The organism is Rhodococcus sp. 21391 (genome assembly GCF_016772255.1).
Lineage (GTDB): Bacteria > Actinomycetota > Actinomycetes > Mycobacteriales > Mycobacteriaceae > Rhodococcus_F > Rhodococcus_F opacus.
Genome location: NZ_CP063781.1, coordinates 6601702 through 6625023, shown reverse-complemented (window position 1 = coordinate 6625023; position 23322 = coordinate 6601702). Strand labels below are relative to the sequence as shown.

The 23322-nt window shown below is 67.3% G+C and carries 21 protein-coding genes and 1 pseudogene; 6 read left to right on the top strand and 16 right to left on the bottom strand.

What is annotated here, in order from left to right:
• Positions 1–25: 25 nt before the first annotated feature.
• The 4 genes from GO592_RS30675 to GO592_RS30660 are packed head-to-tail and all read right to left on the bottom strand — an operon-like array spanning position 26 to position 5815.
• On the bottom strand, positions 26–1741 hold the full coding sequence (locus tag GO592_RS30675) for a SulP family inorganic anion transporter (RefSeq protein ID WP_007296286.1): 1716 nt from the start codon (positions 1739–1741) through the stop codon (positions 26–28).
• A 10-nt stretch (positions 1742–1751) separates the two neighbouring features.
• On the bottom strand, positions 1752–4511 hold the full coding sequence (locus tag GO592_RS30670; protein WP_007296285.1) for a cation-translocating P-type ATPase: 2760 nt from the start codon (positions 4509–4511) through the stop codon (positions 1752–1754).
• A gap of 27 nt (positions 4512–4538) precedes the next feature.
• The gene (ppk2, locus tag GO592_RS30665) at positions 4539–5393 is read right to left on the bottom strand and encodes a polyphosphate kinase 2 (RefSeq protein WP_007296284.1); all 855 of its coding nucleotides are present in this window, start codon (positions 5391–5393) and stop codon (positions 4539–4541) included.
• A 23-nt stretch (positions 5394–5416) separates the two neighbouring features.
• A complete protein-coding gene (locus GO592_RS30660) occupies positions 5417–5815 on the bottom strand; it encodes a DUF7144 family membrane protein (protein WP_005257663.1) in 399 nt (132 codons plus the stop codon).
• Between the two features lie 188 nt (positions 5816–6003).
• Here GO592_RS30660 and GO592_RS30655 point away from each other — a divergent pair, with 188 nt between their 5' ends.
• The 4 genes and pseudogenes from GO592_RS30655 to GO592_RS30640 all read left to right on the top strand — a co-directional run bounded on the left by GO592_RS30655 (position 6004) and on the right by GO592_RS30640 (position 8780).
• On the top strand, positions 6004–6258 hold the full coding sequence (locus tag GO592_RS30655) for a three-helix bundle dimerization domain-containing protein (RefSeq protein WP_007296283.1): 255 nt from the start codon (positions 6004–6006) through the stop codon (positions 6256–6258).
• Between the two features lie 137 nt (positions 6259–6395).
• Positions 6396–6482, top strand: a pseudogene (locus GO592_RS46640) (DUF6325 family protein); the annotation flags it as partial.
• Between the two features lie 75 nt (positions 6483–6557).
• On the top strand, positions 6558–6935 hold the full coding sequence (locus GO592_RS30645; RefSeq protein WP_007296281.1) for an SHOCT domain-containing protein: 378 nt from the start codon (positions 6558–6560) through the stop codon (positions 6933–6935).
• Between the two features lie 129 nt (positions 6936–7064).
• Positions 7065–8780, top strand: a complete 1716-nt coding sequence (locus GO592_RS30640) for an alpha/beta hydrolase (RefSeq protein ID WP_039950655.1) — start codon at positions 7065–7067, stop codon at positions 8778–8780.
• Between the two features lie 21 nt (positions 8781–8801).
• Here GO592_RS30640 and GO592_RS30635 read toward each other — a convergent pair whose 3' ends face one another.
• The 11 genes from GO592_RS30635 to GO592_RS30585 form a co-directional block, all read right to left on the bottom strand.
• Positions 8802–9632: an alpha/beta fold hydrolase gene (locus GO592_RS30635; RefSeq protein ID WP_005257670.1), complete on the bottom strand. Its 831-nt coding sequence runs from the start codon at positions 9630–9632 to the stop codon at positions 8802–8804.
• On the bottom strand, positions 9629–10075 hold the full coding sequence (locus GO592_RS30630) for a MaoC family dehydratase (protein WP_005563138.1): 447 nt from the start codon (positions 10073–10075) through the stop codon (positions 9629–9631). Before GO592_RS30630 ends, GO592_RS30635 begins: the two co-directional genes overlap by 4 nt.
• A 33-nt stretch (positions 10076–10108) precedes the next feature.
• Positions 10109–11806 carry a PHA/PHB synthase family protein gene (locus GO592_RS30625; protein WP_007296279.1) on the bottom strand — a complete coding sequence of 566 codons (1698 nt, stop codon included), beginning with the start codon at positions 11804–11806 and terminating at the stop codon, positions 10109–10111.
• Between the two features lie 16 nt (positions 11807–11822).
• Positions 11823–13394, bottom strand: coding sequence for a long-chain-fatty-acid--CoA ligase (locus GO592_RS30620; RefSeq protein WP_007296278.1), 1572 nt, complete (start codon positions 13392–13394; stop codon positions 11823–11825).
• Positions 13395–13430: 36 nt separating this feature from the next.
• Positions 13431–14078, bottom strand: coding sequence for a CoA transferase subunit B (locus GO592_RS30615; protein ID WP_007296277.1), 648 nt, complete (start codon positions 14076–14078; stop codon positions 13431–13433).
• Entirely contained in the window at positions 13999–14838 is an 840-nt protein-coding gene (locus GO592_RS30610) for a CoA transferase subunit A (RefSeq protein WP_007296276.1), read from the bottom strand. Before GO592_RS30610 ends, GO592_RS30615 begins: the two co-directional genes overlap by 80 nt.
• Positions 14835–15443, bottom strand: a complete 609-nt coding sequence (locus GO592_RS30605) for an RBBP9/YdeN family alpha/beta hydrolase (RefSeq protein WP_007296275.1) — start codon at positions 15441–15443, stop codon at positions 14835–14837. Before GO592_RS30605 ends, GO592_RS30610 begins: the two co-directional genes overlap by 4 nt.
• A 27-nt stretch (positions 15444–15470) precedes the next feature.
• Positions 15471–16802, bottom strand: coding sequence for an MFS transporter (locus GO592_RS30600; protein ID WP_007296274.1), 1332 nt, complete (start codon positions 16800–16802; stop codon positions 15471–15473).
• A 120-nt stretch (positions 16803–16922) separates the two neighbouring features.
• Entirely contained in the window at positions 16923–17975 is a 1053-nt protein-coding gene (locus tag GO592_RS30595) for a 3-keto-5-aminohexanoate cleavage protein (protein WP_005567239.1), read from the bottom strand.
• 49 nt (positions 17976–18024) lie between these two features.
• Complete coding sequence (locus tag GO592_RS30590; protein ID WP_005567241.1) at positions 18025–18939, bottom strand: TauD/TfdA dioxygenase family protein; 915 nt, start codon at positions 18937–18939, stop codon at positions 18025–18027.
• A 38-nt stretch (positions 18940–18977) separates the two neighbouring features.
• Positions 18978–19952: a quinone oxidoreductase family protein gene (locus GO592_RS30585; RefSeq protein ID WP_007296272.1), complete on the bottom strand. Its 975-nt coding sequence runs from the start codon at positions 19950–19952 to the stop codon at positions 18978–18980.
• A gap of 219 nt (positions 19953–20171) precedes the next feature.
• Here GO592_RS30585 and GO592_RS30580 point away from each other — a divergent pair, with 219 nt between their 5' ends.
• Entirely contained in the window at positions 20172–21182 is a 1011-nt protein-coding gene (locus tag GO592_RS30580; RefSeq protein WP_007296271.1) for an AraC family transcriptional regulator, read from the top strand.
• Here the strand turns inward: GO592_RS30580 and GO592_RS30575 are convergent.
• Entirely contained in the window at positions 21158–21745 is a 588-nt protein-coding gene (locus GO592_RS30575; protein ID WP_007296270.1) for a GNAT family N-acetyltransferase, read from the bottom strand. The two genes, GO592_RS30580 and GO592_RS30575, sit on opposite strands and share 25 nt — an antisense overlap.
• 188 nt (positions 21746–21933) lie before the next feature.
• Here GO592_RS30575 and GO592_RS30570 point away from each other — a divergent pair, with 188 nt between their 5' ends.
• Positions 21934–23295 carry an MFS transporter gene (locus GO592_RS30570; RefSeq protein WP_007296269.1) on the top strand — a complete coding sequence of 454 codons (1362 nt, stop codon included), beginning with the start codon at positions 21934–21936 and terminating at the stop codon, positions 23293–23295.
• The last annotated feature ends 27 nt before the right edge of the window (positions 23296–23322 follow it).

Below are 23322 nucleotides of genomic sequence, written 5' to 3'. Positions count from 1 at the left end.
CGCCGCGCCCCGTCCTGTGGTCGGTTCAGTCGTCGGTCGGATCGGCGGTGTGATCGGCTCGACTGTGGAATGCGGCCACGGCGGCGTCGATGGTGGGATAGAAGTGTGTCGCGTCGAACCTGTCGCCCACCCCGAACCGGATGAGCCGATCCTTGATCGGGCCCTTCATCTCCGCGAACGCCAACCGGATCTGTTTCCCTTCGAGATACGTGTCGAGGTCGACGAGTTCGTCGACAGCGGTGGTGTCGAGACCGGTGATCGGCTCGGCTGCCACGATCACCCACTCGACCGGGCTCGGCGCTGTCGCCACCACCGAGCGCACGTAGTCGTCGAAGATCTCGCCGTTGGCGAAGAAGAGGGGAGCGTCGAAGCGCACCAGCACCAGTCCGGGGATGCGGAGGCCGCCGGGGTGGCGTTCGACGTCATGGAAGCCGGGGCGGTCGGTCGTCCGGACGAGTTCCGTGCGGTACGGCTGCCAGGCCTGCGCGACCACCGCGACGAAGGACAGCCCGATCGCGACGAGGATACCCTGCAGCACGCCCACCAAAGCGACCCCGAGGAATGCCGCGACGGCGAGGCCGAACTCCACGGTGCTCATGCGCCACATCCGGATCATTCCACTCACATCGACCAGCGCCGTGGCGGCGACGATCACCACGGCCCCGAGTGTCGCGTCGGGGAGGTACGTGGTGACCCCGGGGGCGACGAGAACGAAGACCAGGACGGCGAGTGCTCCGACGACGCAGGCGAGTTGGGTGCGGGCGCCGCTCTGTTCGGCCACCGGGGTGCGCGACCCGCTGGCGGAGATGGGGAACCCGCCGAACAGTCCACCGGCGATGTTGGCCACGCCGACCGCCTTCATCTCCGTGCTGCCGTTCACGTCTTCACCGTGCCGGGCGGCGAACGTGCGGGACAGCACCCCTGTGTCGGCGAACGCGATCAGGGCGATACCGGCCGCGGGGCCGACGAGGTTCCCCACGTCCCCCCAGTCGACACCGCCGAACGACGGCAGCGGCAGGCCGGCGGGCAGGGCGCCGACCATCCCGATGTCGTCGGTGAGTCCGAGTGCGGCGGACAGGATGATCGCGCCGACCACGGCCACGAGGACGCCGGGGATGCGGGGTACCCAAATGCGGAACCCGATGATGACGGCGAGGGAGCCGATGCCCACTGCGGCGGTGACGGGGTCGATGTTGCCCTGTACCACGGACTTTCCGATCTCCCCGATCTCTCCGATGAGGCCGGACGCGTCGACGGAGAATCCGAGCAGCTTGGGCAGTTGGCCGACGACGACGATGAGCGCGATCGCATTGAGATAGCCGAGCCGGATGGGCTTCGACAGCAGTTCGGTCACGAAGCCGAGATGCAGGAATCCGCCGACGAGGAGAATGAGGCCGACGAGGACGCCGAGGATTCCGGCGAGCGCGAGCGCGCTCTCCGGGTCGTCGGCCACGGCGAGAGGCAGTACCGCCGCGGCGATGAGCGGCGCGAGCGACGAGTCCGGGCCGAGCACGAGGATTTTCGACGGCCCCACCACGGCGTACGCGAGGAGCGGGATGATCGTGGCGTAGAGGCCGGCGTAGGCGGGCAACCCGGCGGCCTCCGCGTACCCCATCCCGGCGGGGATGAGCAGGGCGGTGAGGACGAGCCCGGCGGTGATGTCGGGGCGCAGCCATTCGCGGTGGTACGCCCGCGCCGTCGCGATGCCCGGCAGCTGCGCGAGGCTACCTGTCCAGGACATGGCCCGGTCCTCAGCGTGCGCGCTGGGGGTCGACGGCGGCGGGGGCGGTCATCGGTGCGGGCGGCTCCGAGTGGAGGTGGCGCCGGCGCCGGAACGCCTTCTCCGCTTCGACGACGATCGGGATGATCAGTGACCACCCGAGGCAGGCGAGCCACTGGCCGCCGGTCAGCGACGTGGTCATGAGGAGGTCCTGGAGGAACCCGGCCTCGACCGCGAACACCGTCACGATGGTCGGGATCGAGAGGATCTTCAGTGCGCCGAGGATCGGTGGGGTGAGCCCGGATTCCGGGTCGCGTCGCATGACGAGCCCGGCGAGGATGGAACCGAACGACAGCACCACGAACGCCGTCGTCATGGGAACGTTCGCCTCGGTCGTGCTCATCTCGCCCGGCGCGAGGAGCATCGCGGCGAGCGTGACGGCGAACTGCAGGACGCCGTATGCCAGCCACTGCACCAACGCCCTCCGGTTGGCGATCGGCATCTGCGGGTCGCGGGGCGGCTTGTTCATCAGATCCGGTGCAGGCGGGTCGAGCATGATGACGGCGACCGGGAACAGCGTGATGAAGAAGTGCTGGAACAGCACCATCAGCGGGGTGAGCGCGACCCCGTCGTTGATGTCGAAAATGCTCGCGACGAGAAATAGCAGCACCAGCGAGAACAGCTTCGACATCTGGTACCGGATGTAGGACACGATCTTGTCGTAGATGTTGCGGCCCAACCGGATCGCGGTGATCAGGGTCCCGAAATTGTCGTCGGTGAGCACCATCTTGCCCGCCTGTTTGGTGACTTCGCTGCCCGAGCCCATGGCTACGCCGATATCGGCCTTCTTCAGTGCGGCCGCGTCGTTGACGGCGTCCCCGGTCATCGCCACGACGGCGCCGTTCTTCTGCATGATGTCGGCCAGGCGCAGTTTGTCCTGGGGGGTGACGCGGCCGAACACGTGCAGATGCGGGAGTGCGGCCGACAGTTCCTCATCGGTCATGGCCTGCAGTTCCGCACCACCGATCGCGCCTGGTCCGAGCCCGAGTTCGGCGCCGATCGCGGATGCCGTGATCGCGTGGTCGCCGGTGATCATGCGGACGTCGATGCCCGCCTCGTGGGCGGTGCGCACCGATTCGATCGCCTCCGGCCGAAGCGGGTCGATGATCCCGACCATGCCGACGAACGTGAGGTCCGCGACGTAGGACATGGGGTCGGCCACCGCGGCCTCCTCCTGCCCGTCGAGGCGGCGGACCGCGAAGGCCAGCACGCGAAGCCCCTTCTCGGACATGGTCCGGTTCGCTGCCGTCAGTTCCTCCCGGACCTCGTCGAGCGGCACCTCCTGCCTGCCCGGCCGGAAGGCGGTCGTGCACCGCGCCAGGACCACGTCGGGCCCGCCCTTGACCAGTTCCACGAATTGGGTTCTGCCATCGACCTCGAGATGGTGGAACGTCGCCATGAACTTGTACGCGGAGTCGAACGGCACGGCGGCGACGCGCGGATACGTCCGCCGGGTCAGTGGGGCGTCGACACCGATCTTCGCCGCGAGCACCACCAGCGCGGCCTCCGTCGGGTCGCCGACGACCTCTCCGGTGCCGGAGACCGTGGCGTCGCTGTCGAGGCACAACCCGTACGCGAGCAGCGTGAAATCCGGGACCGCCTCGCCCGCGACGTGGGTGATCTTCCCCGACTTGGCGTAGCCCTCACCGTCGACGGTGTACCACCGGCAGTGGAAGTACAGCGACCGCACGGTCATCTGGTTCATCGTCAGCGTGCCGGTCTTGTCCGAGTTGATTACGCTGGTCGCGCCGAGCGTCTCGACGTCCGTGAGGTTCTTCACGATGGCTTTGGCGTCGGCCAGCTGCCGTGCGCCGTAGGCCAGCATCGCCTGGACGAACGTCGGCAGACCGGTCGGGATCGCGGAGACCCCCATGGAAATGCCGAGCAGCAGCAGCGTCGTCACGTCCTGTCCGCGAATCACCCCGATGATCACGATGATCGCCACCGAAGTCCACGCGATGACGCCGAGCACTTTCGTGAGCGAGTCCAGTTCGCGCTGCAGCGGAGACTTGCTGGGCGCGACCGCAGAGAGCATCGACGCGATCTGACCCATCTGGGTGTGCATGCCGGTCTCCGTGACCACCATGGTGGCGGTGCCGCGGGTGACCGAGGTGTTCTGGAAGCCCATGTTGCTGCGGTCGCCGAGAGAAACGTCGATGGTGCCGAGCGTCTGGGGGTCCTTCGCGACGGGTGCACTCTCACCCGTCAGTGCCGCCTCCTGGGTCTCCAAGGTGGCCGTCGTGAGAAGGCGGCCGTCCGCGGGGACGATGTCGCCCGCCTCGAGCTGCACGACGTCGCCCGGCACGAGCTCGGTGGCGTCGAGCTGGGTCAGAGCGCCGTCGCGGACCACCCGCGCCTGCGGTGTCTGCATCTTCGCCAGTGCGTCGACGCTGGCGCGCGCCTTCACTTCCTGCCGTGTGCCCAGCACGATGTTGAGCCCGACGAGAACCGCGACCACGATCGCCGTCGGGATTTCGCCGATGACGATGCTGACCACGGCCACCGCGACCAGCATCAGGTTCATGGGGTCCTTCAACTGCAGCAACGCGATCGACCACGTCGAAGGCGGCGGCTCGGAGGCGATCTCGTTCGGACCGTGCCGTCGGCGACGTTCGTCTACTTCGCCGGTCGTCAGCCCCGCCTGCCGATCGGAGGCCAGTGCGGACACGACGGCGTCGGCGTCCTGGGCATGCCAGGCCGTCTGCGCTTGCGTGGGTTCCGTCGAGACCATGACCGCTCGTCCTTTCGGCTCGGATCCTCAGTAGGGGGTGGGAATCCAGTGCAGTGGTTGCCTCGGCGCCTCGTAGCCGTGCGGGCCCCGCCGCTCCGGCAAGGTGATGTCGGGGCGTTCGAGGGGTTCGTAGGGGATCTGGCTCAGCAGATGGCTGATGATGTTGAGCCGACCGCGTTTCTTGTCGTCGTTGACCGCGACGTACCAGGGCGCCCAACCGGTGTCGGTGAAGTGGAACATTTCGTCCCGTGCCCGCGAGTAGTCGTACCAATGGGTGTACGACTTCAGGTCCAGGTCCGACAGCTTCCAGATCTTCCGCGGATCGTCGATCCGGCTCTGCAGGCGCAGCGTCTGCTGGTCCTCGCTCACCTCCAGCCAGTACTTCAGCAGGATGACGCCCGCGTCGACGATCGCGCGTTCGACCACCGGGACGAGTTGGAGGAACTGCTGCGCTTGCTCCTCGGTGCAGAATCCCATCACCCGTTCGACGCCCGCGCGGTTGTACCAACTGCGGTCGAAGATGACGACCTCCCCGCCGGCCGGGAGATGAGGCAGGTACCGCTGCACGTACATCTGCGTCTTCTCGCGATCGGTCGGGGCCGGCAGGGCGACGACACGGAACACGCGTGGACTGACCCGCTCGGTGATCGCCTTGATGACGCCGCCCTTCCCGGCGGTGTCGCGACCCTCGAACACGATGCAGATTCTCGCGCCCGACGATTTCACCCACTCCTGTAATGCGACGAGTTCGCCGTGAAGTGGGCGGAGCAGGCGGCTGTACTCCTTGTTCTTCATCTTGTTCTTCATCGGCACGGCGGGCTCGGCACCGTCCGGCCGGGGCAGGTCGAGCCCGGACCTGTCGTGTTTCGCCTTCTTTCCCACGGTTCGACCCCGTCCGCCGACGCTCAGACCCGGGACGGATTCCAGGTCGACACGGCCCAGATCACCACGACGTCGAGCGCGATGATGAGTACCGACCACCACGGGTAGTACGGAAGCCACAGGAAGTTGGCGAGTATGGAGACTGCTGCGATCACGATCGCGGACACCCGCGCCCATCCCGCACCGGTGAGCAGCGCGAGGCCGACCGCTGCGACGAGCACACCCAGCACGATGTGAATCCAGCCCCACGTGGTCAGGTCGAACTTGTAGACGTAGTTCACCCCTGCCACGAATACTTCGTTCTCGGCGACCGCGGCGATTCCCTGGCAGAACTGGATGATGCCCACGGTCACCATGATGATGGCCGCCCCGATCGACGTGCCTGCAGCGACGCCCTGCTTGACCGACGTTGTCTCGGACATGACCGTCCCTTTCTCTACCGCGAGCCGGGCGGCCCGGTAGCTCCATTGTCCGCCGTCTCCGCGTGGTATTAGTTGTGAAACGGTATTTCCGGGTAGTGCTCCGGATACTGGATTGATCCCAGAGTCATGAATATTCACGGTCTCGACACCGAACCGAGTTGCTCGAGAGGCCATTTCGTGTCTTGACGATGGCTTCGCAGCGGGACGACGATGAGTCGGTGATCGGTGACGACGAGTTGCTTCAGGTCGAGCAGGTCATCGAGCGCCTGATGACTCGGTACCCGTCCGTCTCACCCGTGGACATCGAGCACGCCGTGCGCACCGTTCACAAGCGCTTCACAGACTGCAGGATCCGGGACTTCGTCCCGCTCCTGGTGGAGAAGGGGGCCCGACGCGAGCTTGCCGACAGTACGGTGCCGGCCGTTGGTGACATTGTGCTCTAGCGGTGTCGTCGTGGGCTGGGTAATGCTAGGGCGACGCCGTGTGCGGCTGTCGCTGCTGTCTTCAGAAGAGAGGTCCTGCAGTGAACGACACCGATTTCGACGAACTCGGCCCCATCGACTATCTCGTCGTGGAGTGGCGCGAGGGCGCACAGCTCGTGGCCTCGGGACGTATCCCCGTCCAGGGAATTCTGGCCGCGCTCGACACGCTCGACGCCACTAGTTGAGATTTCGAGGAGCACCTCATGCCAGGCCAGAGTCCTGGCCCCTGACCGGAACACCGAGTGGACGGAGCGTCGAAAATGGAAGGCTTCTGGGAGTTCTTCTGGTTCATCTTCGTCTGTTTCGCCTTCGCGGCCTACTTGTCCGTGTTGTTCTCGATCATCTCCGACCTGTTCCGGGACCGCGAGACGTCGGGGTGGGTGAAGGCGATCTGGATCCTCTTACTGTTCGTCATTCCCTTCCTGTCTGCACTGGTGTACGTGATCGCCCGGGGCGACAGCATGGCGAAGAGGTCGATGGCCGCCGCCGAGCAACACAGGCAAGCGCAGGACACCTACATCCGGGACGTTGCCGGAAAGTCTCCGGCTCAGCAGATCACGGATGCCAAGGCGCTGCTCGATTCCGGTGCGATCACCGACGCCGAGTTCCAGGCGATCAAGACGAAGACACTGGCGTAGCGTCCGCCGGCGGTCGGCCGGGCAGACTCGTCCGAATGCGAACATCCCAGGTGGGCTTCGGTGTTCACCGGACTTGGTGTGATTGCGGATTGCTGTCGATAGCGACTCCGTGGCGGCTACGCTTGCCAGGTGCCGAACGATGTAATCGATGGTGCACCCGAGCGCGAAGCCGGTCCCGCCCGGCCACCCGGGTATCGCCGCTGGCTTCCGGACCGCTATGCCTTCGGGGGGCTGGTGGTCGCGGTCCTGTTCGTGTGGCTGTCGTTGACGCCGACACTGCTGCCGCGCGGTCCCTTCTTCCAGGGATTGGTCACCGGCGTGTCGGCGGCGCTCGGCTACGCCATCGGATTCCTCGGTTCCAAGTTGGTCCGCTACCTCGTGCAGCGGGAGGCGTCGCCTCGTGTGAAGACAGTGGTGCGCCGGGTGGCATCGGTGATCGGAATCGTCGGAACCGTGGCGATACTGGTGTGGTTCTGGGATTGGCAGTCGCAGTTGCGGGGGATCATGAGCGCCGCACCGTTCCCGTGGTTCGGCTATCTCGTCATGGTGGTCGTGGCGGTGCTGATCTACGTCGGGTTGGTGGCGCTGGCCCGGGTGCTGCTGCGGGCGGTGCGGTGGGTCGAACGCAAGATCAGCCGGGTGGTGCCGCGGCGGATCTCGGCGACGGCCATCGGCGTACTGGTGGTGGCGCTGTTGTTCGCACTCGTCAACGGCGCCGCGGTGCGCGTGATCATGTCGGGGCTGAACAATTCGTTCGCCGCTGTCAACCAGGAGACCAAGGCCGGTGACGAGCCGCCGACGTCGTCGCTGCGTTCGGGCGGACCGGACTCGCTCGTCACGTGGGATTCGCTGGGACGGCAGGGACGTTCCTTCATGTCGCGTGGCCCGACCGTCGAAGAATTGTCCGCGTTCAATGGTGGGCGGCCCGCGGTGGAGCCGATCCGGACGTACGCCGGGCTGGCTAGCGGCGGTGATTCGATCCGCGGGAACGCCCAGCTGGCAGCGGACGAACTCGAACGCGCCGGCGGGTTCGATCGTGCGGTGGTGGGCGTGGCCACTACCACTGGTACGGGGTGGATCAACGAGAGTCTCGCCTCATCGCTGGAGTACATGTACAACGGCGACACGGCGATGGTCGGATTGCAGTACTCCTATCTGCCGAGTTGGCTGTCCTTCCTGGTGGACAAGGAGCGCGCCCACCAGGCCGGGGAGGCATTGTTCGACGCTGTGTACGACAAGTGGAAGGTATTGCCACCGGAAACTCGTCCGAAACTCGTCGTGATGGGAGAGAGTCTCGGATCCTTCGGGGGCGAAAGTGCATTCGGCAGTGTCGACGATGTCGAGGCCCGTACCGACGGTGTGCTGTTCACGGGGCCGCCGAACGCGAACGAGATATGGACCGACGTCACCACGAACCGCGATCCGGGTTCGCCCGAATGGCTGCCGATCTACGAGCAGGGCGGGACCGTCCGCTTCGGAGCACGCGCACCGGAGGACCTGCCACGCCCCGACGCCCCGTGGGGACGGCCACGGATGGTCTATCTCCAACACCCATCGGACCCGATTGTCTGGTGGTCACCGGAACTCCTGCTGAGCGAGCCCGACTGGCTGAAGGAGGACCGTGGCTACGACGTCCTCGACAGCACGCAGTGGTTCCCGTTCGTGACTTTTCTTCAGGTGGCGGCCGACATGGCGGTGTCGACGGGTGTTCCCGACGGGCACGGACACACGTACGTCGTCGACATCGCCGACGCGTGGAGTGCAATCCTGTCGCCCGACGGCTGGACCCCGGCAGACAACGATCGCCTGCGGACGGCGCTCGCCGAGATGGGGGAGGACGGCTGACCTCCTCCCGTGCGCCGACGGCTACGGCGCCGCGAGGAAGGAGCTGACAGCGGGCGCGAGATCGGCTGCGTTGGTGACGATGTCGAGGTGACCGCCGAGGTGCAGGTGCAGGGTCGCGTGTGGCAAAAGCGCGTTCATGATGTGGGCGTTGGCGATGGGAATGATCGGGTCGTCGGTGCCCGCGACGATCAGTGTGGGCTGCCGGATGAGCGGAAGTACCGGCAGGCTCGTCCACATCGCTCCCGCGAGGAGTTGATGGAGATATCCGATGCGGGAGCCCGTGTGCATCTGTTTTCTGAAGACTCGCGCGACGGCTTCACCGCCGAGGCGCGCCGTGCCACCGTACAGGTCGCCGGCGATGGCAGCCGCATAGCCGGTGTCGGTGAACCGCCTCGGAGTCAGCATCTTCGCGAGCACACGCGGGTGGCCCGGAATCATCAGGGCCCCGGTCCCGGTGGCGACGAGGACGACGCGCCGGCAGCGCCGAGGGTTCTGGAGGGCGAACTGCTGGGCCAGCGCTCCGCCCCAGGACAAGCCGAGGATGTCGACGACATCGACCCCGATCTCGGTGAGAAGGCGGCTCAGGCCGCACGCGAGGGCGGGAATCCCGTACGGGACCGGGGATGCCGGCGAACCCCCGGTGCCGGGCACGTCGAAACTGATGACCGTCGCTGTCGGATCCATTGCGGCGACAAGCGGGTCCAGCACTTCCAGGCCGGCTCCGATGCCGTTGCACAGAACCAGGGGCACGCCGGTCCCGCGGCGGATCCGCACCCGGATCCGCCGACCGCCGACCGGAACGACCCTGTCGTCGAACCGGTCGCGCCCACCGAACAATTCGGTCACGCTCACGTGTAGAGCACCACGACGTCCGCGATGCACACCGGACGCGTTCCGCCGTCGATCTCGTAGGTCAACCCGAAGACTGCCTCGATGCCGGCCGGTTTCCGTTGAGCGGCGATCACGGACACGGTGACGCGCAGCGCGGAACCGACGGGAACGGGCGCCGGGAACCGCACCTTGTTCAGGCCGTAATTGAGGGCGGCGTGCACGCCGTCGACGGTGAGAACTTCGGCGAGGACACTCGGGGCCAGCGACAGCGTGAGATAGCCGTGCGCGATGGTGCCGCCGAAGGGGCCACGGGCCGCGCGCTCGGGATCCGTGTGGATCCACTGGTGGTCCCCGGTCGCGTCGGCGAACAGATTCACCTGATCCTGCGCAATTTTGAGCGTGCCGGTGGTTCCGATGGTCTGTCCGACGAGCCCGAGGAGTTCGGTGGGCTGTGTGAGATGCATGGGTATGAATGTCCCTCTGTGGTGTCGAGCGGGTCAGCTGTGGTGGACGTAGGTGCCCGGGGCGGGCCCGAGCGGGGGGAACTGCCGGGCGCCGAGGCCGCCGGGGGCGTCGATGTCGGGTCCGCTGCGCTCGGCGAGCCACCGGGCGTAGTCGGGCCACCACGAGTCCGGTGCGGTCTCCGCTGCGGCCAGCCACTCGTCCGGAGTCTCCGGGGCGGGCTGCCCGAATCGGAAGGACGCTCGCGGATTGCCCGGGGGGTTCACGAGCGAGGCGATGTGACCGTTCGACGACAGCACGAACCGGGAGTCCTTGCTGCCGAGGAGACGAGCGCTCCGGTAGGTGGACTGCCACGGGCAGAGGTGGTCGGCGGAGCCGCCGACGACGTACGCGTCGGCGGTCACGGTGGCCAGGTCGACGGGTGAGCCGAGCATGGTCGCCGCGCCCGGCGTCGTCAGCGCGTTGCGCAGTCCGAGTAGGACGAGATCGCGGTGCAGTGCCGCCGCCATGCGGGTGGTGTCGGAGTTCCAGAACAGCACGTCGAAGGCGGCGGGAGCCCGGCCCTGCACGTAGTTGTTCACCCAGTACCGCCAGACCAGGTCGGTCGGACGCAGCCAGGCGAACATCTCGGCGAGGGTGCGGCCGTCGAGATAGCCCTTGGCGGCCGAGTCGCGGATCGCGGCCGCGGCGGCGCGCTCGCTCATGACGGCAGCCGCGGTGCCGGCCTGGGTCTGGTCGAGGACGGTGACGGCCAGGGTGAGGCCGGCGATGCGGTCGCCGTCACCGATCTCGGCGAGATGTGCCGCGACCATCGCCGCGAGAATCCCACCCGAGCAGGTGCCCAGGACGTGGGCGCTGTCGGTCCCGGCGATGCACTGCACCGTATCGAGCGCCTCCACGATCGCCGCGCCGTAGGTGTCGGCATCCCAGTCCCGGTGCCGGGCGTGGGGGTTGCGCCAGGAGATCGCGAAGACCTGCTGACCCTGCTGCAGGAGGTACTCGACAAGACTGCGGCCCGGTGCGATGTCGAGAATGTAGTACTTGTTGATGACGGGCGGGACGATCAACAGTGGTGTGGCGTGGACTTGTTCGGTCTGCGGCGTGTAGTGGATCAGTTCGAACGTGCGGGTCTGCAGGACCACGGCACCCTTCGTCGCAGCCACGTCCTCCCCGACGGCGAACGCGTCGGGTTCGACCATGGCAGGCACGCGAGGTTTCGACAGCATGTCGCGGACGAGCGCGCGGACTCCGCGTGCCGCACTGAGGCCGCCCGTGTCCACCATTGCCTTCCAGCCCAGCGGGCTGAGGAGTGGATTGTTGGTGGGGGACAGGCCTTCGACGAGGTTGTCGAGGACGAACCGCATCCGTTCGTGGTCACGCCAGTCGAGTTCGGCGTCGTCGAGCAGGGCCGCAGCGGTGTGCGACGTCGCGAGATACGCCTGCATCGCCCGGCGCAGGGCCGGATTCTGCTGCCACGCGGCGTCGCCGAAGCGTTTGTCCGACTTCGCGGGAGTTCGATCCGAGGTGCCGACGGCGATGGCGCCGAGTTCGCGGACGAGGGCGCCGCCGCGCCGGGCAACGGTACCCGGCCGGCCGGCGAGGCCGACCCCGAGACGGCCCCAGGAGCTGTCGGGGAGCATGCGGGCGGCCACGCCGCGGGTTCCGCTGGTGAGGAGAAGGTCGAGGGGAGCGGTGAGCTCGTCGGGGATGGTGGGGAGGGGAGTGTCGCTCACGCTTGTGCTTTCGGTATCAGAGTGCGGCCGCGGCGCGGCCGAGTTCGCGTTTGAGGATCTTGCCGGTGGCGGTCATGGGAAGGGTGGTGACGAATTCGACGGTGCGGGGGTACTTGTAGCTCGCCATCTGCTGCTTGGCCCAGGCGATCACATCGTCCGCGGTGACCTGTGCGCCGGGCTCGAGGATGACGTACGCCTTGATCTCCTCGCCGTGGCTGTCGTCGGGGACGCCGACGACGGCGGCGAGAGAAATGGCATCGTGGCCGAGGAGGACTTCTTCGATCTCACGGGGGTACACGTTGAATCCGCCGCGCACGATCAGGTCCTTGGCGCGGTCGACGATGTAGTAGAAGCCGTCGTCGTCGACGCGGGCGAGGTCGCCGGTCCGGAACCAGCCGTCCCGCAGCACTTCTGCCGTGGCGTCCGGGCGGTTGTAGTAGCCCTTCATGATGTTGTGGCCGCGCAACGCGATCTCGCCGATGTCACCGGCGCCGGTGACGGTGTTCCAGTCCTCGTCGACGAGCCGGGCCTCGATTCCCCACACGGGGACACCGATCGAGCCGGGCCGTGGATCGCCGCCGGGATCGCTGAACGTCGCGAGCGGCGACGTCTCGGACAGTCCGTATCCCTCGAGGATCTGCACACCGAAGCGGTCGGCGAACCGGGTGAGGATCTCCACCGGCAGCGCGGCGCCACCGGAGATCGCGAGTCGCATGTTGCCGGCGATGCGGTCGATGTCGGCGGGGTGTTCGTCGAGGGCGCCGAGCAGACCCCAGTACATGGTGGGCACCCCGGCGAAGACGGTGATGTTCTCCCGTTCGATGAGATCGAGTGCGGCGGCGGCCTCGAACCGGGGCAGCAGCACGAGGGTCGCCCCGACCGAGATTCCGGCGTTGAGGGTGACGGTCTGGCCGAACGAGTGGAACAGCGGCAGGGTCACCAGGTACCGGTCGTGGGTGGCCGGTGTGCTGTCGAAGAGACGATTGGCGGTCAGCGCGTTCAGCACCATGTTGGCGTGGGTGAGCTCGGCGCCCTTGGGTTTTCCGGTGGTCCCGCTCGTGTAGAGGATGACAGCGGTGTCCCCGGGTTCGCGGACCACGGTCTCGACCTCGGTGTCGCGATCCGCGACGGCGTCCGCGAGTGTTCCGATGCCGTCGATCGTGGCGGGAGCGTCCGGGTCGGCGGTGATGCGGAACATGGTGCGGCAGTCGGGACTCTGCGTGAACGCGGAGCGCCCGTACTCGCCCATCGGCAGGTCGGGGGTGCCGTCGTAGCACAAGTACGCCTTGGCGTCGGAATCGGTGAGGTGGTAAGCGATCTCACGGTCCTTGAGGAGGACGTTGAGCGGTACGACCACGGCGCCGGCCTTGAGGATGCCGTAGTAGACGACGGGGAACTGGGGGATGTTGGGGCAGGAGAGCGCGACCTTGTCACCGGGTTCGATGCCGCACGACATCAGCAGGTTCGCGACCTGGTTCGACCGGGTGTCGAGGTCGGCGTAGGTCATCCGTGCGTCGCCGAGAATCAAGGCGTCACGGTCGGGGAATCGGCGGGCGGAGTCTTCGAGAAGGACGGAAAGGTTGAGCACGGGAGACTTTCTCGTGGTGGGAGGGTGGGAGGAGCGCTACGACAGCGCCGCTGCGGTGGCGGCGCGCACCAGGTCTTCGGTGACCCCGGGCGCGCACTCGCGCAACACGAGGCCGGTGCCGGTGACGTCGACGACGGCCAGGTTGGTGATGATCCGATGCACGACACCGCGTCCGGTGAGAGGCAGGGTGCAGCGTTCGACGATCTTCGGGGCTCCGGACTTGTCGCAGTGCTCCATGACCACGATGACTTTGCGGGCGCCGTGCACGAGGTCCATCGCACCGCCCATGCCCTTGACCATCTTTCCCGGAACCATCCAGTTCGCGAGGTCGCCGGCCGCGGAGACCTGCATTCCCCCGAGGACGGCGGTGTCGATGTGGGCGCCGCGGATCATCCCGAAGCTGAGCGCCGAATCGAAGAACGACGCGCCCGCGTTGACGGTGACCGTTTCCTTGCCGGCGTTGATCAGATCCGCATCCACCGCGTCCTCGTCCGGATACGGGCCGGTGCCGAGGATGCCGTTCTCGCTGTGCAGCGTCACGTCGAACCCCGCGGGAAGGAAGTTCGGGATCAGCGTGGGCAACCCGATACCGAGGTTGACGTACTCACCCGGCGACAGTTCCCTGGCCGCACGGGCCGCCATGTCCTCGCGGGTCCAGCCGATCGTCTCGACGATGGTCGTCATGTAAGTCCTTCCTCGCGGCGACGGTGCGCTTCTCGATCTGCTTGTCCTGAGCCCCGGTGTGAACGATCCGGTCGACGAAGATCCCCGGCAGGTGCACCCGCGCCGGGTCGAGGACCCCGGGCTCGACGAGCTGCTCGACCTGTGCGATACAGATGCGGCCGGCCATCGCGGCGAGCGGGTTGAAGTTGCCTGCGGCCTTGGCGAAGACGAGGTTGCCTTCGGCGTCGCCGATGCGGGCGTGGACGAGTGCGAAGTCGGCGGTGATCGACTCCTCGAGCACGTACTGGCGGCCTGCGAACTCGCGGACCTCCTTCGGCGGAGACGCGACGGCCACCGATCCGTCGGCGGCGTACCGCCACGGCAGCCCGCCGTCGGACACGGGCGTTCCGACCCCGGCAGGGGTGAAGAACGCGGGGATCCCCGCACCGCCGGCACGCAGCTTCTCGGCCAGGGTTCCCTGCGGCGTCAGTTCGACCTCGAGCTCACCCGACAGGTACTGGCGCGCGAATTCCTTGTTCTCCCCGACATACGACGCGGTGACGCGCCGAATCCGACTGCGGGCGAGCAGGATGCCGAGTCCGTGACCGTCGACGCCGCAGTTGTTGGAAAACACCTCCAGGTCGGTGGCGTCACCGGCGGCGATCGCGGCGATCAGCTCGTCCGGGATTCCGCACAACCCGAACCCGCCGACCGCCAGCGACGCACCGGACGGGATGTCCGCGACCGCTTCGGCTGCCGAACCGTACACCTTGCGCGTCATCGTCCACCGGCGTTCGCCAGCCCGGGAACGACCGTGCTCTCGATCAGTTCCCGGAGCAGTTCCTCGGCGTACGGCCAGTACCCGTAACCGGCGGCGGGATTGAGGTGTCCGACGGCACCCAGGTCGACGAGCTTGCTGCCCCACGACTCGGCCATCCCGGCGACCCGGCGGAATCGGGCCATCGGATCATTCGTGCTGGCGGCGACGACGCTGGGGAACGCCAGCCGGCGGCGGGGGACGGGATCCCAGCCACCCTGCTCGAGTTCCTCGGGGGTGGGATACCCCGCGGGTAGTGGTTCCTCGAGGTCCGGTGGGGTGGCCAGCAGGGCGCCCTGGACCGGGCGGGTGGACTGCTGGGCCCAGTGAACGGTGATCGCCACTCCCGCACTGTGAGCGACCAGCACGACCGGACCGTCGATGTCGGCGACGACGGCGTCGAGTGCGGCGACCCGGGCCGCGAGGCTGAGCTTGTCCTGTTCGAGCGGCGGCACCGTCCGCACGGTGTCGAGTCTCTCGGCGAGCAACGTCTGCCAGTGGTCGGCGACGTGGTCGCGCAGTCCGGGCACGATCACCACGGTCGGTGCGGTGGAGGTGGAGGTGGTCACGGTCGACTCCAGTTCTTCGGAGGTGGATCAGGCGGGTGCGGCGGTGAGGGCGGCGAGCTTGCGGCGTCCGGCCGGGTAGGCGCGCTTGCCGAGGACGAGGGCGACGATCGCGACGACATAGATCAGGGGAGCGATCTGCAAGGCGGTGACCAGGCCGAAGCGGTCGGCCAGCACCCCGACGACGAAGGGTCCCAGTGCCAGTCCGAGGAGGTTGTTGGCCAGGGTGAGCGTGCCAAAGGCCGAGGCGCGCACCGACGAGTGGGTGAGGTTCGCGACCATCGCGGCGATGGGGCCGGACGAGCCGGCGGAGAAGAAGGCTCCGATACCGATCAGGACCAGTTGGGGCGCGCCGGTCGGCAACTGGAACCCGGCGCCGAGGAAGACGAGGGAGATCACTCCGAAGACCACCGCGGTGGTCCATTTCCGAGCGGGATCGTTGCGGCTCACGCGGTCTGTGATGATGCCGCACACCACCATGCCGCTGCCGACGAGGAGGACGAAGATCGAGGCCATCGCACCGGCCTTGTCGAGGGCGAGACCGTAGGACCGGTTGAAGAAGCTCGGCAGCCACGCCAGAAGCACACCTGCGGTGAACATCTGGAGACCACCACCGATGTAGGCGAACACGACGGCGGGGGTGGTGAACAGGCTCGAGATCGGCGCCCGGAATCCGGCGGGGCCGGGTGCGTCGGCCGGGTCGTCGTCGGCCGCATGCTGAGCAAGTTTGCGTTCGGAGACCAGAGCCCGGAACAGGGCGACGAGCATGAGCCCGAAGACGGCCATCGCGGCGAACGACCAGCGCCAGCCGAGGTTGACGGCGATCACGCCGCCGAGGGCGACGCCGATCACGGACCCGAACGATCCGCCGCCCATGAAGGCGCCGCTGAGCGTGGAGTGCACTCGCGGGGCGAACACGCTGAGAACCACCGCGATGCCGACGCTGCCGTAGGCGGCTTCACCCACGCCGACCAGGAAGCGGGCCCCGAGCATCTGCTCGTAGCTGCTCGCCACGGCACAGAGCAGGGTGGCGATGCTCCAGAGCACGGCCATCAGGACGAGGCTCTTCACGCGACCCCACCGGTCGGCGAGCAGCGACAGCGGGAGGGTCAGCAGTCCGACCATCAGCGCGACGACGCTGCTGAGCGACGCCAGCTGGGAATCTGTCAGCGTCCATTCGGTTTTGAGGAGCGGGAAGACGGCACTGAGTACCTGCCGGGACATGTAGTCCGACAGCAGCAGACCGAAGGTGAGTGCGAAGACGATCCACGGATAGAACCGGGACCGAGAGGCCGGAGCGGTGCTCCCGGTGGCGGTATTCGGGGTGGTGGTGTTCAGGGCGGTGGTGGCAGGCAGTCCCATGAGGCCTCCTATGGCCGTCAGGAGTGATAAAGGGGTGGGGAGAGAGCCGGCCGTGCTCGTGTGAGCGGCGGTCTGTCCGGCTCTCTCCCCGGCGTGATGCAAGTCCCCCGGCGCCGAAAATCAGGCGTGGTGGGTGAAGCCGACCTGTCCGGGACGGCGGTTGGGCGCGTAGCCGAGCTTGGCGAGGGTCTCGTCGGCATCGGCGTAGGTCTGGCCGATCCGGTAGATGTCGCGGGCCTCCTTGCCGGTGGCCACCTCGCGACCCAATTCACCTGCGACGCGGACCAACTGCTCGACCTGCTGGACGGAGGTCATCTTCTCACCCTTGCGTCCCCAGATGGTGTCTTCGTTACCGCAACGGGGGTGCAGGCCCATCGCGATCGCCATCGCGTTGACCGGCAGCACGCTGCGCATCAGGGTCTCGAGGGTCAGGCAGGCACCGTCCGGGACTCGCTGGATGAAGTTCATGATGTTGTACGGGTTGGGGCCGTCGAAGCCGCCGCCGATGCCGACCCAGGTCAGGTTGAGCGGACCGGTGTAGATCCCGCGCCGGATGAGCCGCTCGACGGTCTCGAGCTGGGGGATGCTCGACAGCTGGAAGTGCGGCTGAATTCCGGCCGCCTGCAGGCGACGCAGATGCTCCTCGACCCACGCCGGGCCTGCCGGGACCGTCATCTCCCGGTACGCCTCGGCGAGCTCGGGCCGCTCCATCGAGGTGCCGGCGATGTCGTCGGCGGTCATGAGTTCCATGATGTTCATCTGCGAGGTGTTGATCGCGATCGTCACCTGGTCGGGTGCGGGATCGAGGTCGGCCAGCATGTGCCGGGTGTCGTCCGAGAGCCACTTCGCATCCGCCCCTTCGCCTTCGGGTGCGAAGGAGATCGATCCGCCGACCTGCAGGATCATGTCCGGCACCGCCTGGCGCAGTCCGGCGAGCAACTCGTTGAACTTCGAGAGCCGCTTGGAGCCCTTGCCGTCGAGCTCACGGACGTGGATGTGCAGGACGGTGGCGCCGGCCTCGTAGCAGTCCACTGCCTTCTGGACGTGCTCGTCCATCGTCAGCGGCAGGTCTTCGCGGAAGTCGTCCGGCTCCCACTCGGGACCGTACGGGGCACAGGTGATGACCAGCTTCTCCTGGGCCTCGGGGAAGAGGGCGTCGTCGTGGAAGTGCATGGTGTTCTCCGTTCGAAATCGGATCTGATGAAAAGGGGCAGTGAGTAATTCAGAAGGGCCGGTCGCCGATGATGCCGGCGCGCTCCATCTTGCGGACGGCGGGCCAGTAGTCCTGGACCGCGTAGTGCTGGGTGGAACGGTTGTCCCAGATCGCGACGCTGTTCTTCGTCCAGCGCCACCGCACCTGGTACTCGGGAATCGACGCCTGGCTGATCAGGTAGTTGAGCAGGTTGCTGCTGCCGGGCGCGTAGTCGATGCCGTACCGGATGTGCTCGGGGGTGTGGTAGTTGACGAAGTGGGTCGCGAAAGCGTTGACGAACAGGATCTTTTCGCCGGTCTCGGGGTGCGTGCGCACCACGGGGTGCTCGGCGTCGGGGAACCTCTCGTGCAGCGCCTGCCGCTGTTCCGGCGGCTGCGCGGCACCGAACGACGCCTCGATGCTGTGCCGGGCGCGGAGTCCGTCGATCTGCTTCTTGACCTGCTCGGGAAGCTTCTCGTAGGCCAGGGCCATGTTCACCCAGATGGTGTCTCCGCCGATCGGGGGCGTCTCCACGCAGCGGAGCACGCAGCCCATGGGCGGGTTCTCCCGCCAGGTGGCGTCGCAGTGAAAGGCGTTCTCGTAGTGCTCGGCCGGGCTGTCGAGGTCCTTGTAGATTTGCACCAGCCCCGGGTGGTCGGGGTCGCTCCCCACGGCGGGGTGGTCCTCGAGCGGGCCGAACCGCTCGGCCAGCGCCACGTGCTCGGCGCGGGACATGTCCTGGTCGCGGAGGAACAAAACCTTGTACTCGAGCAGCAGTTCCCGCAGTTCGGCGAACAGGGCGTCGTCGCGGGCGGCGTCACCGAGGTTCACGTCGAACAGTTCGGCGCCGATCGAGCAGGTGAGCGGTGCGAATCGGAAGGATCCGGAAGGGGAGAGGATCGTGTGCGGTTCGGGCGAGTAGGTCAGTTGCGCGGTGTCGGTCATGGTGGTGTCTCCGTCGGGGTGAATGTGGTGGCGCGCTGTCAGAGTCGGAACACGGAGGAGCCGATGCTGCGGCCGGATTCGAGATCGTGGTGTGCCTGGACGGCGTCCTCGAGCCCGTAGCTCTGGTTGATCTCGATCCGGATCCGGCCGGCCTCGACGTGCCCGAAGAGTTCACCGGCGAGTTCGGCGCGCTCCGCCGGGTCTGCGATGTAGTCGGCGAGCGCGGGTCGGGTGACGAACAGCGAACCCTTGACGGCCAACTGCATCGCGTTGATCGGAGGAATCGGTCCGGAGGCGGTTCCGAAGCACACCAGCAGTCCGCGCCGGGCGAGGCAGTCGAGCGAGGTCTGGAAGGTGGACTCGCCGATGCTGTCGTAGACGACGGGGACGCCGGCACCGTCGGTGATTTCCCGAACCCGCTCGGCGACGTTCTCCCGGGTGTAGACGATCACGTGCTCACACCCGTGGGCGCGGGCGATCGCGGCCTTCTCGTCGGTGGACACGGTGCCGATCACGTTGATGCCCAGCAACTTTGCCCACTGCGTGAAGATCAGGCCGACGCCGCCGGCCGCCGCGTGCAGGAGCACGGTGTCGCCCGCCTTCAGCGGGTGGATGCGCCGCAGCAGGTAGGCCGTGGTCAGACCGCGCATCGTCATCGCGGCCGCGGTGTCGAAGCGGATCGCTTCGGGCAGCGGGATCAACGGTGCGGCCGGCATCACGCGTTCGGTGCTGTAGGCGCCGAGGGGGCTGCCCGTGTAGGTGACGCGGTCACCGACCTGCACGTGGGTCACACCGGAGCCGACTTCCTCGACGACACCGGCCGCCTCCACTCCCATCCCCGCGGGCAACTCGGCCGGGTACAGGCCGGTGCGGAAGTAGGTGTCGGCGAAGTTCAGTCCGACGGCCTCGTGCCGGATCCGGACCCCGTGGGGACCGGGCTCCCCGACCTCGACGTTCTCCCACTTCATGACTTCCGGAGCGCCGTGCTCGTAGAACCGAACAGCCTGTGCCACAGTATTTCTCCTCTTCGATGTGATGAGCGGTGCGGTGCCGCCGCCGGACCGGTCGCGGTCGGGCGGGGCGGGGCGGGGCGGGGCGGGGGTGACCCGGTGTGGCGGATCACCTCTCCGACCGCTTCTGTGATGCACCTAACAGTACGGGCGCATCCGGTCGATTGCTTATCCTGACGGGACAGACGGCCTATCATTTTGGGACAGGGCATTGGAGGTGGCATGAAACCCCTTGCGCGCTACGCGTCGCTGAACGGATACCTCGAGCTGTGCCGGTCGCTCGGTGTCGATCCGGTGCCGTTGATGAGGTCCGCCGGCCTCGATCCGTCCGGCCTCGCACTGCAGGACCGATGGATCCCGGCCGCGGCGATCGCGCGCCTCCTCGAGCAGTCGGTGGAGGCGTCCGGGCACGAAGACTTCGGGGTGCGCCTCGCCGAGCGCCGGCAGTTCTCCAACCTCGGCCCTCTCAGCCTCGTCGTGCGCGAGGAACCCGACGTCCGCAGCGCCCTGCGCGTGCTCACGCGGTACACGCACACGTACAACGAGGCGTTGCAGACGCGGATGTCCGAGTCGAACGGTCTCGCGACCTTGCGCGTCGAACTGGACGTGGGAGAGGCAACCGAGACGCGGCAGTCGGTGGAACTGGCGGTCGGAGTGCTGCACCGGCTGCTGCGCGGCTTCCTCGGGGGCGGCTGGAAACCGCTCGCCGTCTGCTTCCCTCATCCGGCTCCCGCGGACACGGCTACCCACCGGCGTCTGTTCGGGCCGGTGGTGAACTTCGACCACGAGTTCGCGGGCATCGTCATCGACGCCGGCGACCTGGCTGAGCCGAACAAGATGTCCGATCCACTGCTCCGTCGCTACACCCAGCAACTCCTCGACTCGTGGGAGCCGTCGGACGACGTGACGATCGTGAGCCGGGTCCGCGAGCTGATCGAACTACTGTTGCCGACGGGCCGCTGTTCCGTCGAGCAAGTGGCTCGCAGTCTGGGGGTCGACCGGCGAACGGTGCATCGCCGCCTCGCCGAGAGCGGGGAGACGTTCTCGACCGTCCTCGACGCGACCCGCGTCGAACTCGCCGAACGGATGGTCGCGAATCCCCGCCTGAGTCTCACCGAGATCGCGGACGTGCTGGCGTTCTCGGCGCCGAGCAACTTCTCCCGCTGGTTCAGTGGGCGGTTCGGGTGCAGCCCGAGTCGCTGGCGCGCTCAGCGTGCGGGCGACACCGGGTGAATCGGCCGGCCCTCGTCCAGATCGAGCCTGCTGATGTAGTGGGCGCCGTCGTCGATCGGGTTGTCCGGTGGGAGGTAGCCCTCGCCGACGCGGCGGAAGCCGGCTTTCTCGAGCGCGCGCCACGACGCCCGGTTGGGGACGACGACGGGGACGACGATCGCGGTGGCGTCGGGTAGGTCGGCCCGGCACTTGGTGACGAACGCGCTGATCATCGCGGTTCCCAGCCCCTGGCCGGTGTGCTGCGGGTCGCCGACGTAGTAGTCGATGGAGATGCTTCCCGGTGGGATCTCGACGAGGGCGGCGAGGAGCGCGAGGTCCTCGGGATAGTCGGCGATCCGGTACCGCTGAATGAACCCGAACGGCAGGCCGTCGCGCAGGACGAGGAAGTCCTCGCAGGGCTCGGTGCCGTCGATGCTGCCGCCGAAGTCGCGCTCGATGTCGGCGTCTGCGGTGTCGTGGTTCCAGAACCGCGCGACGTGTGGTTCGCGGAGCCATCGTTGCAGTTGAGGGAAGAATTCGCGGGTCGTGCGGACGAACTCGAAGGTGACTGCGTCGGCGCTCACGGTAGGAAACTAGCAGGAACCACGTCGATTCAACTTCGGCATCGATAACGAGAATCTTTGACTTGGACATGTATCGAACATGCCTCTAGCGTGATTCCTATGACTCAGGTCACGCCTGGTAGCCGGGCGTGATCGGAGTCCTCCAACGTTCCCCGCACCACCAGCGCCAGCACAGAGAGGAGTCACCGATGACCCTCCCCCTCGCCGTTTCCCCGGCAGCCGACAGCGCGGTCTCCAAGATCTTCCGTCGCGTCGTCCCGCTGTTCATCGTCATGCTCATCTGCAACCAGCTCAACAGATCCAACATCGGTTACGCGCAGACGCATCTCGAGGCGGACGTGGGCATCGGCGCTGCGGCGTACGGCTTCGGTGCGGGTGTCTTCTTCATCGCCTACGCGATCTTCGAACTCCCGTCGAACGTGCTCATGGAGAAATTCGGCGCCAAGGTGTGGCTCACCCGCATCATGATCTCGTGGGGCCTGGTGTCCGCGGCCATGGCGTTCGTCAACGGCCCGGAGATGTTCTACGCCCTGCGGTTCCTCCTCGGTGTCGCGGAGGCCGGCTTCTTCCCGGCCATCATCTTCTACTTCACCCGCTGGCTGCCGAACAACCACCGCAGCCGCGCCACGGCACTGTTCATCGCCGGGTCCTCCATCGCGGCCGCCATCTCGGGACCGCTGTCCGGACCGCTGCTGTCCCTCGACGGACTCGGCGGGCATCACGGCTGGCAGTGGATGTTCGCGCTGGAGGGACTGCTGTCGGTGGTCGTCGGTTGCTTCGCCTACCGCCTGCTCGACTCGAAGATCGACGACGCGAAGTGGCTCACCGGAGCGGAGAAGCACGACCTGCAGGCTGTCATCGCCGAGGAAGACGTGCTGCGCAGTGAGGCGTCCGCGAAGCGTGGCGAGTCGGGCTCGCGCTGGAAGCTGCTCCTGCAGCCGCGGATCCTGGTGTGCTGCGGCATCTTCTTCGCGATCACCATGGCGATCTACGCCAACACGTTCTGGTTGCCGTCGATCATCCGCCGCATCCCGGGCACCACCGACGTCACCGTCGGGCTGCTCTCCTCGCTGCCGTGGATCTGCGCGATCTTCGCGATGTACTTCTCCAACCGCTCCGCCGACCGCACCGGACGGCACAAGCCCTACCTCGTCGCCGCGCTGCTCATCGGCGGTATCGGCACGATGGCCGCCGCATTCGTCACGCCCTGGCTGGCGCTTCCGCTGCTGTGCGTCGCGACGATGGGATTCAAGAGCGCGAGCCCGCTCTTCTGGTCGATCCCGCAGCGCACGCTCCACCCGATGGTGCTGGCACCGGCGATCGCGATCATCAACTCGCTGGGCAACCTGGGTGGCTTCGTCGCCCCGTTCGGCTTCGGAGTGATCAAGGAGCAGACCGGCACGGTGACGATGGGCCTGGTCGTGTTGTCGCTCTTCGCCCTGGCCGCCGCCGCGGCGGTGACCTACTTCCGGCGAGACAAGGAAGACATCGACGACGTCGCCGACCTGGCAGAGGTGGGCGCCGACGAGCCCACCGTGGCCGCCAAGTGACCTCTCACCGGCACCTACGAAACGCAG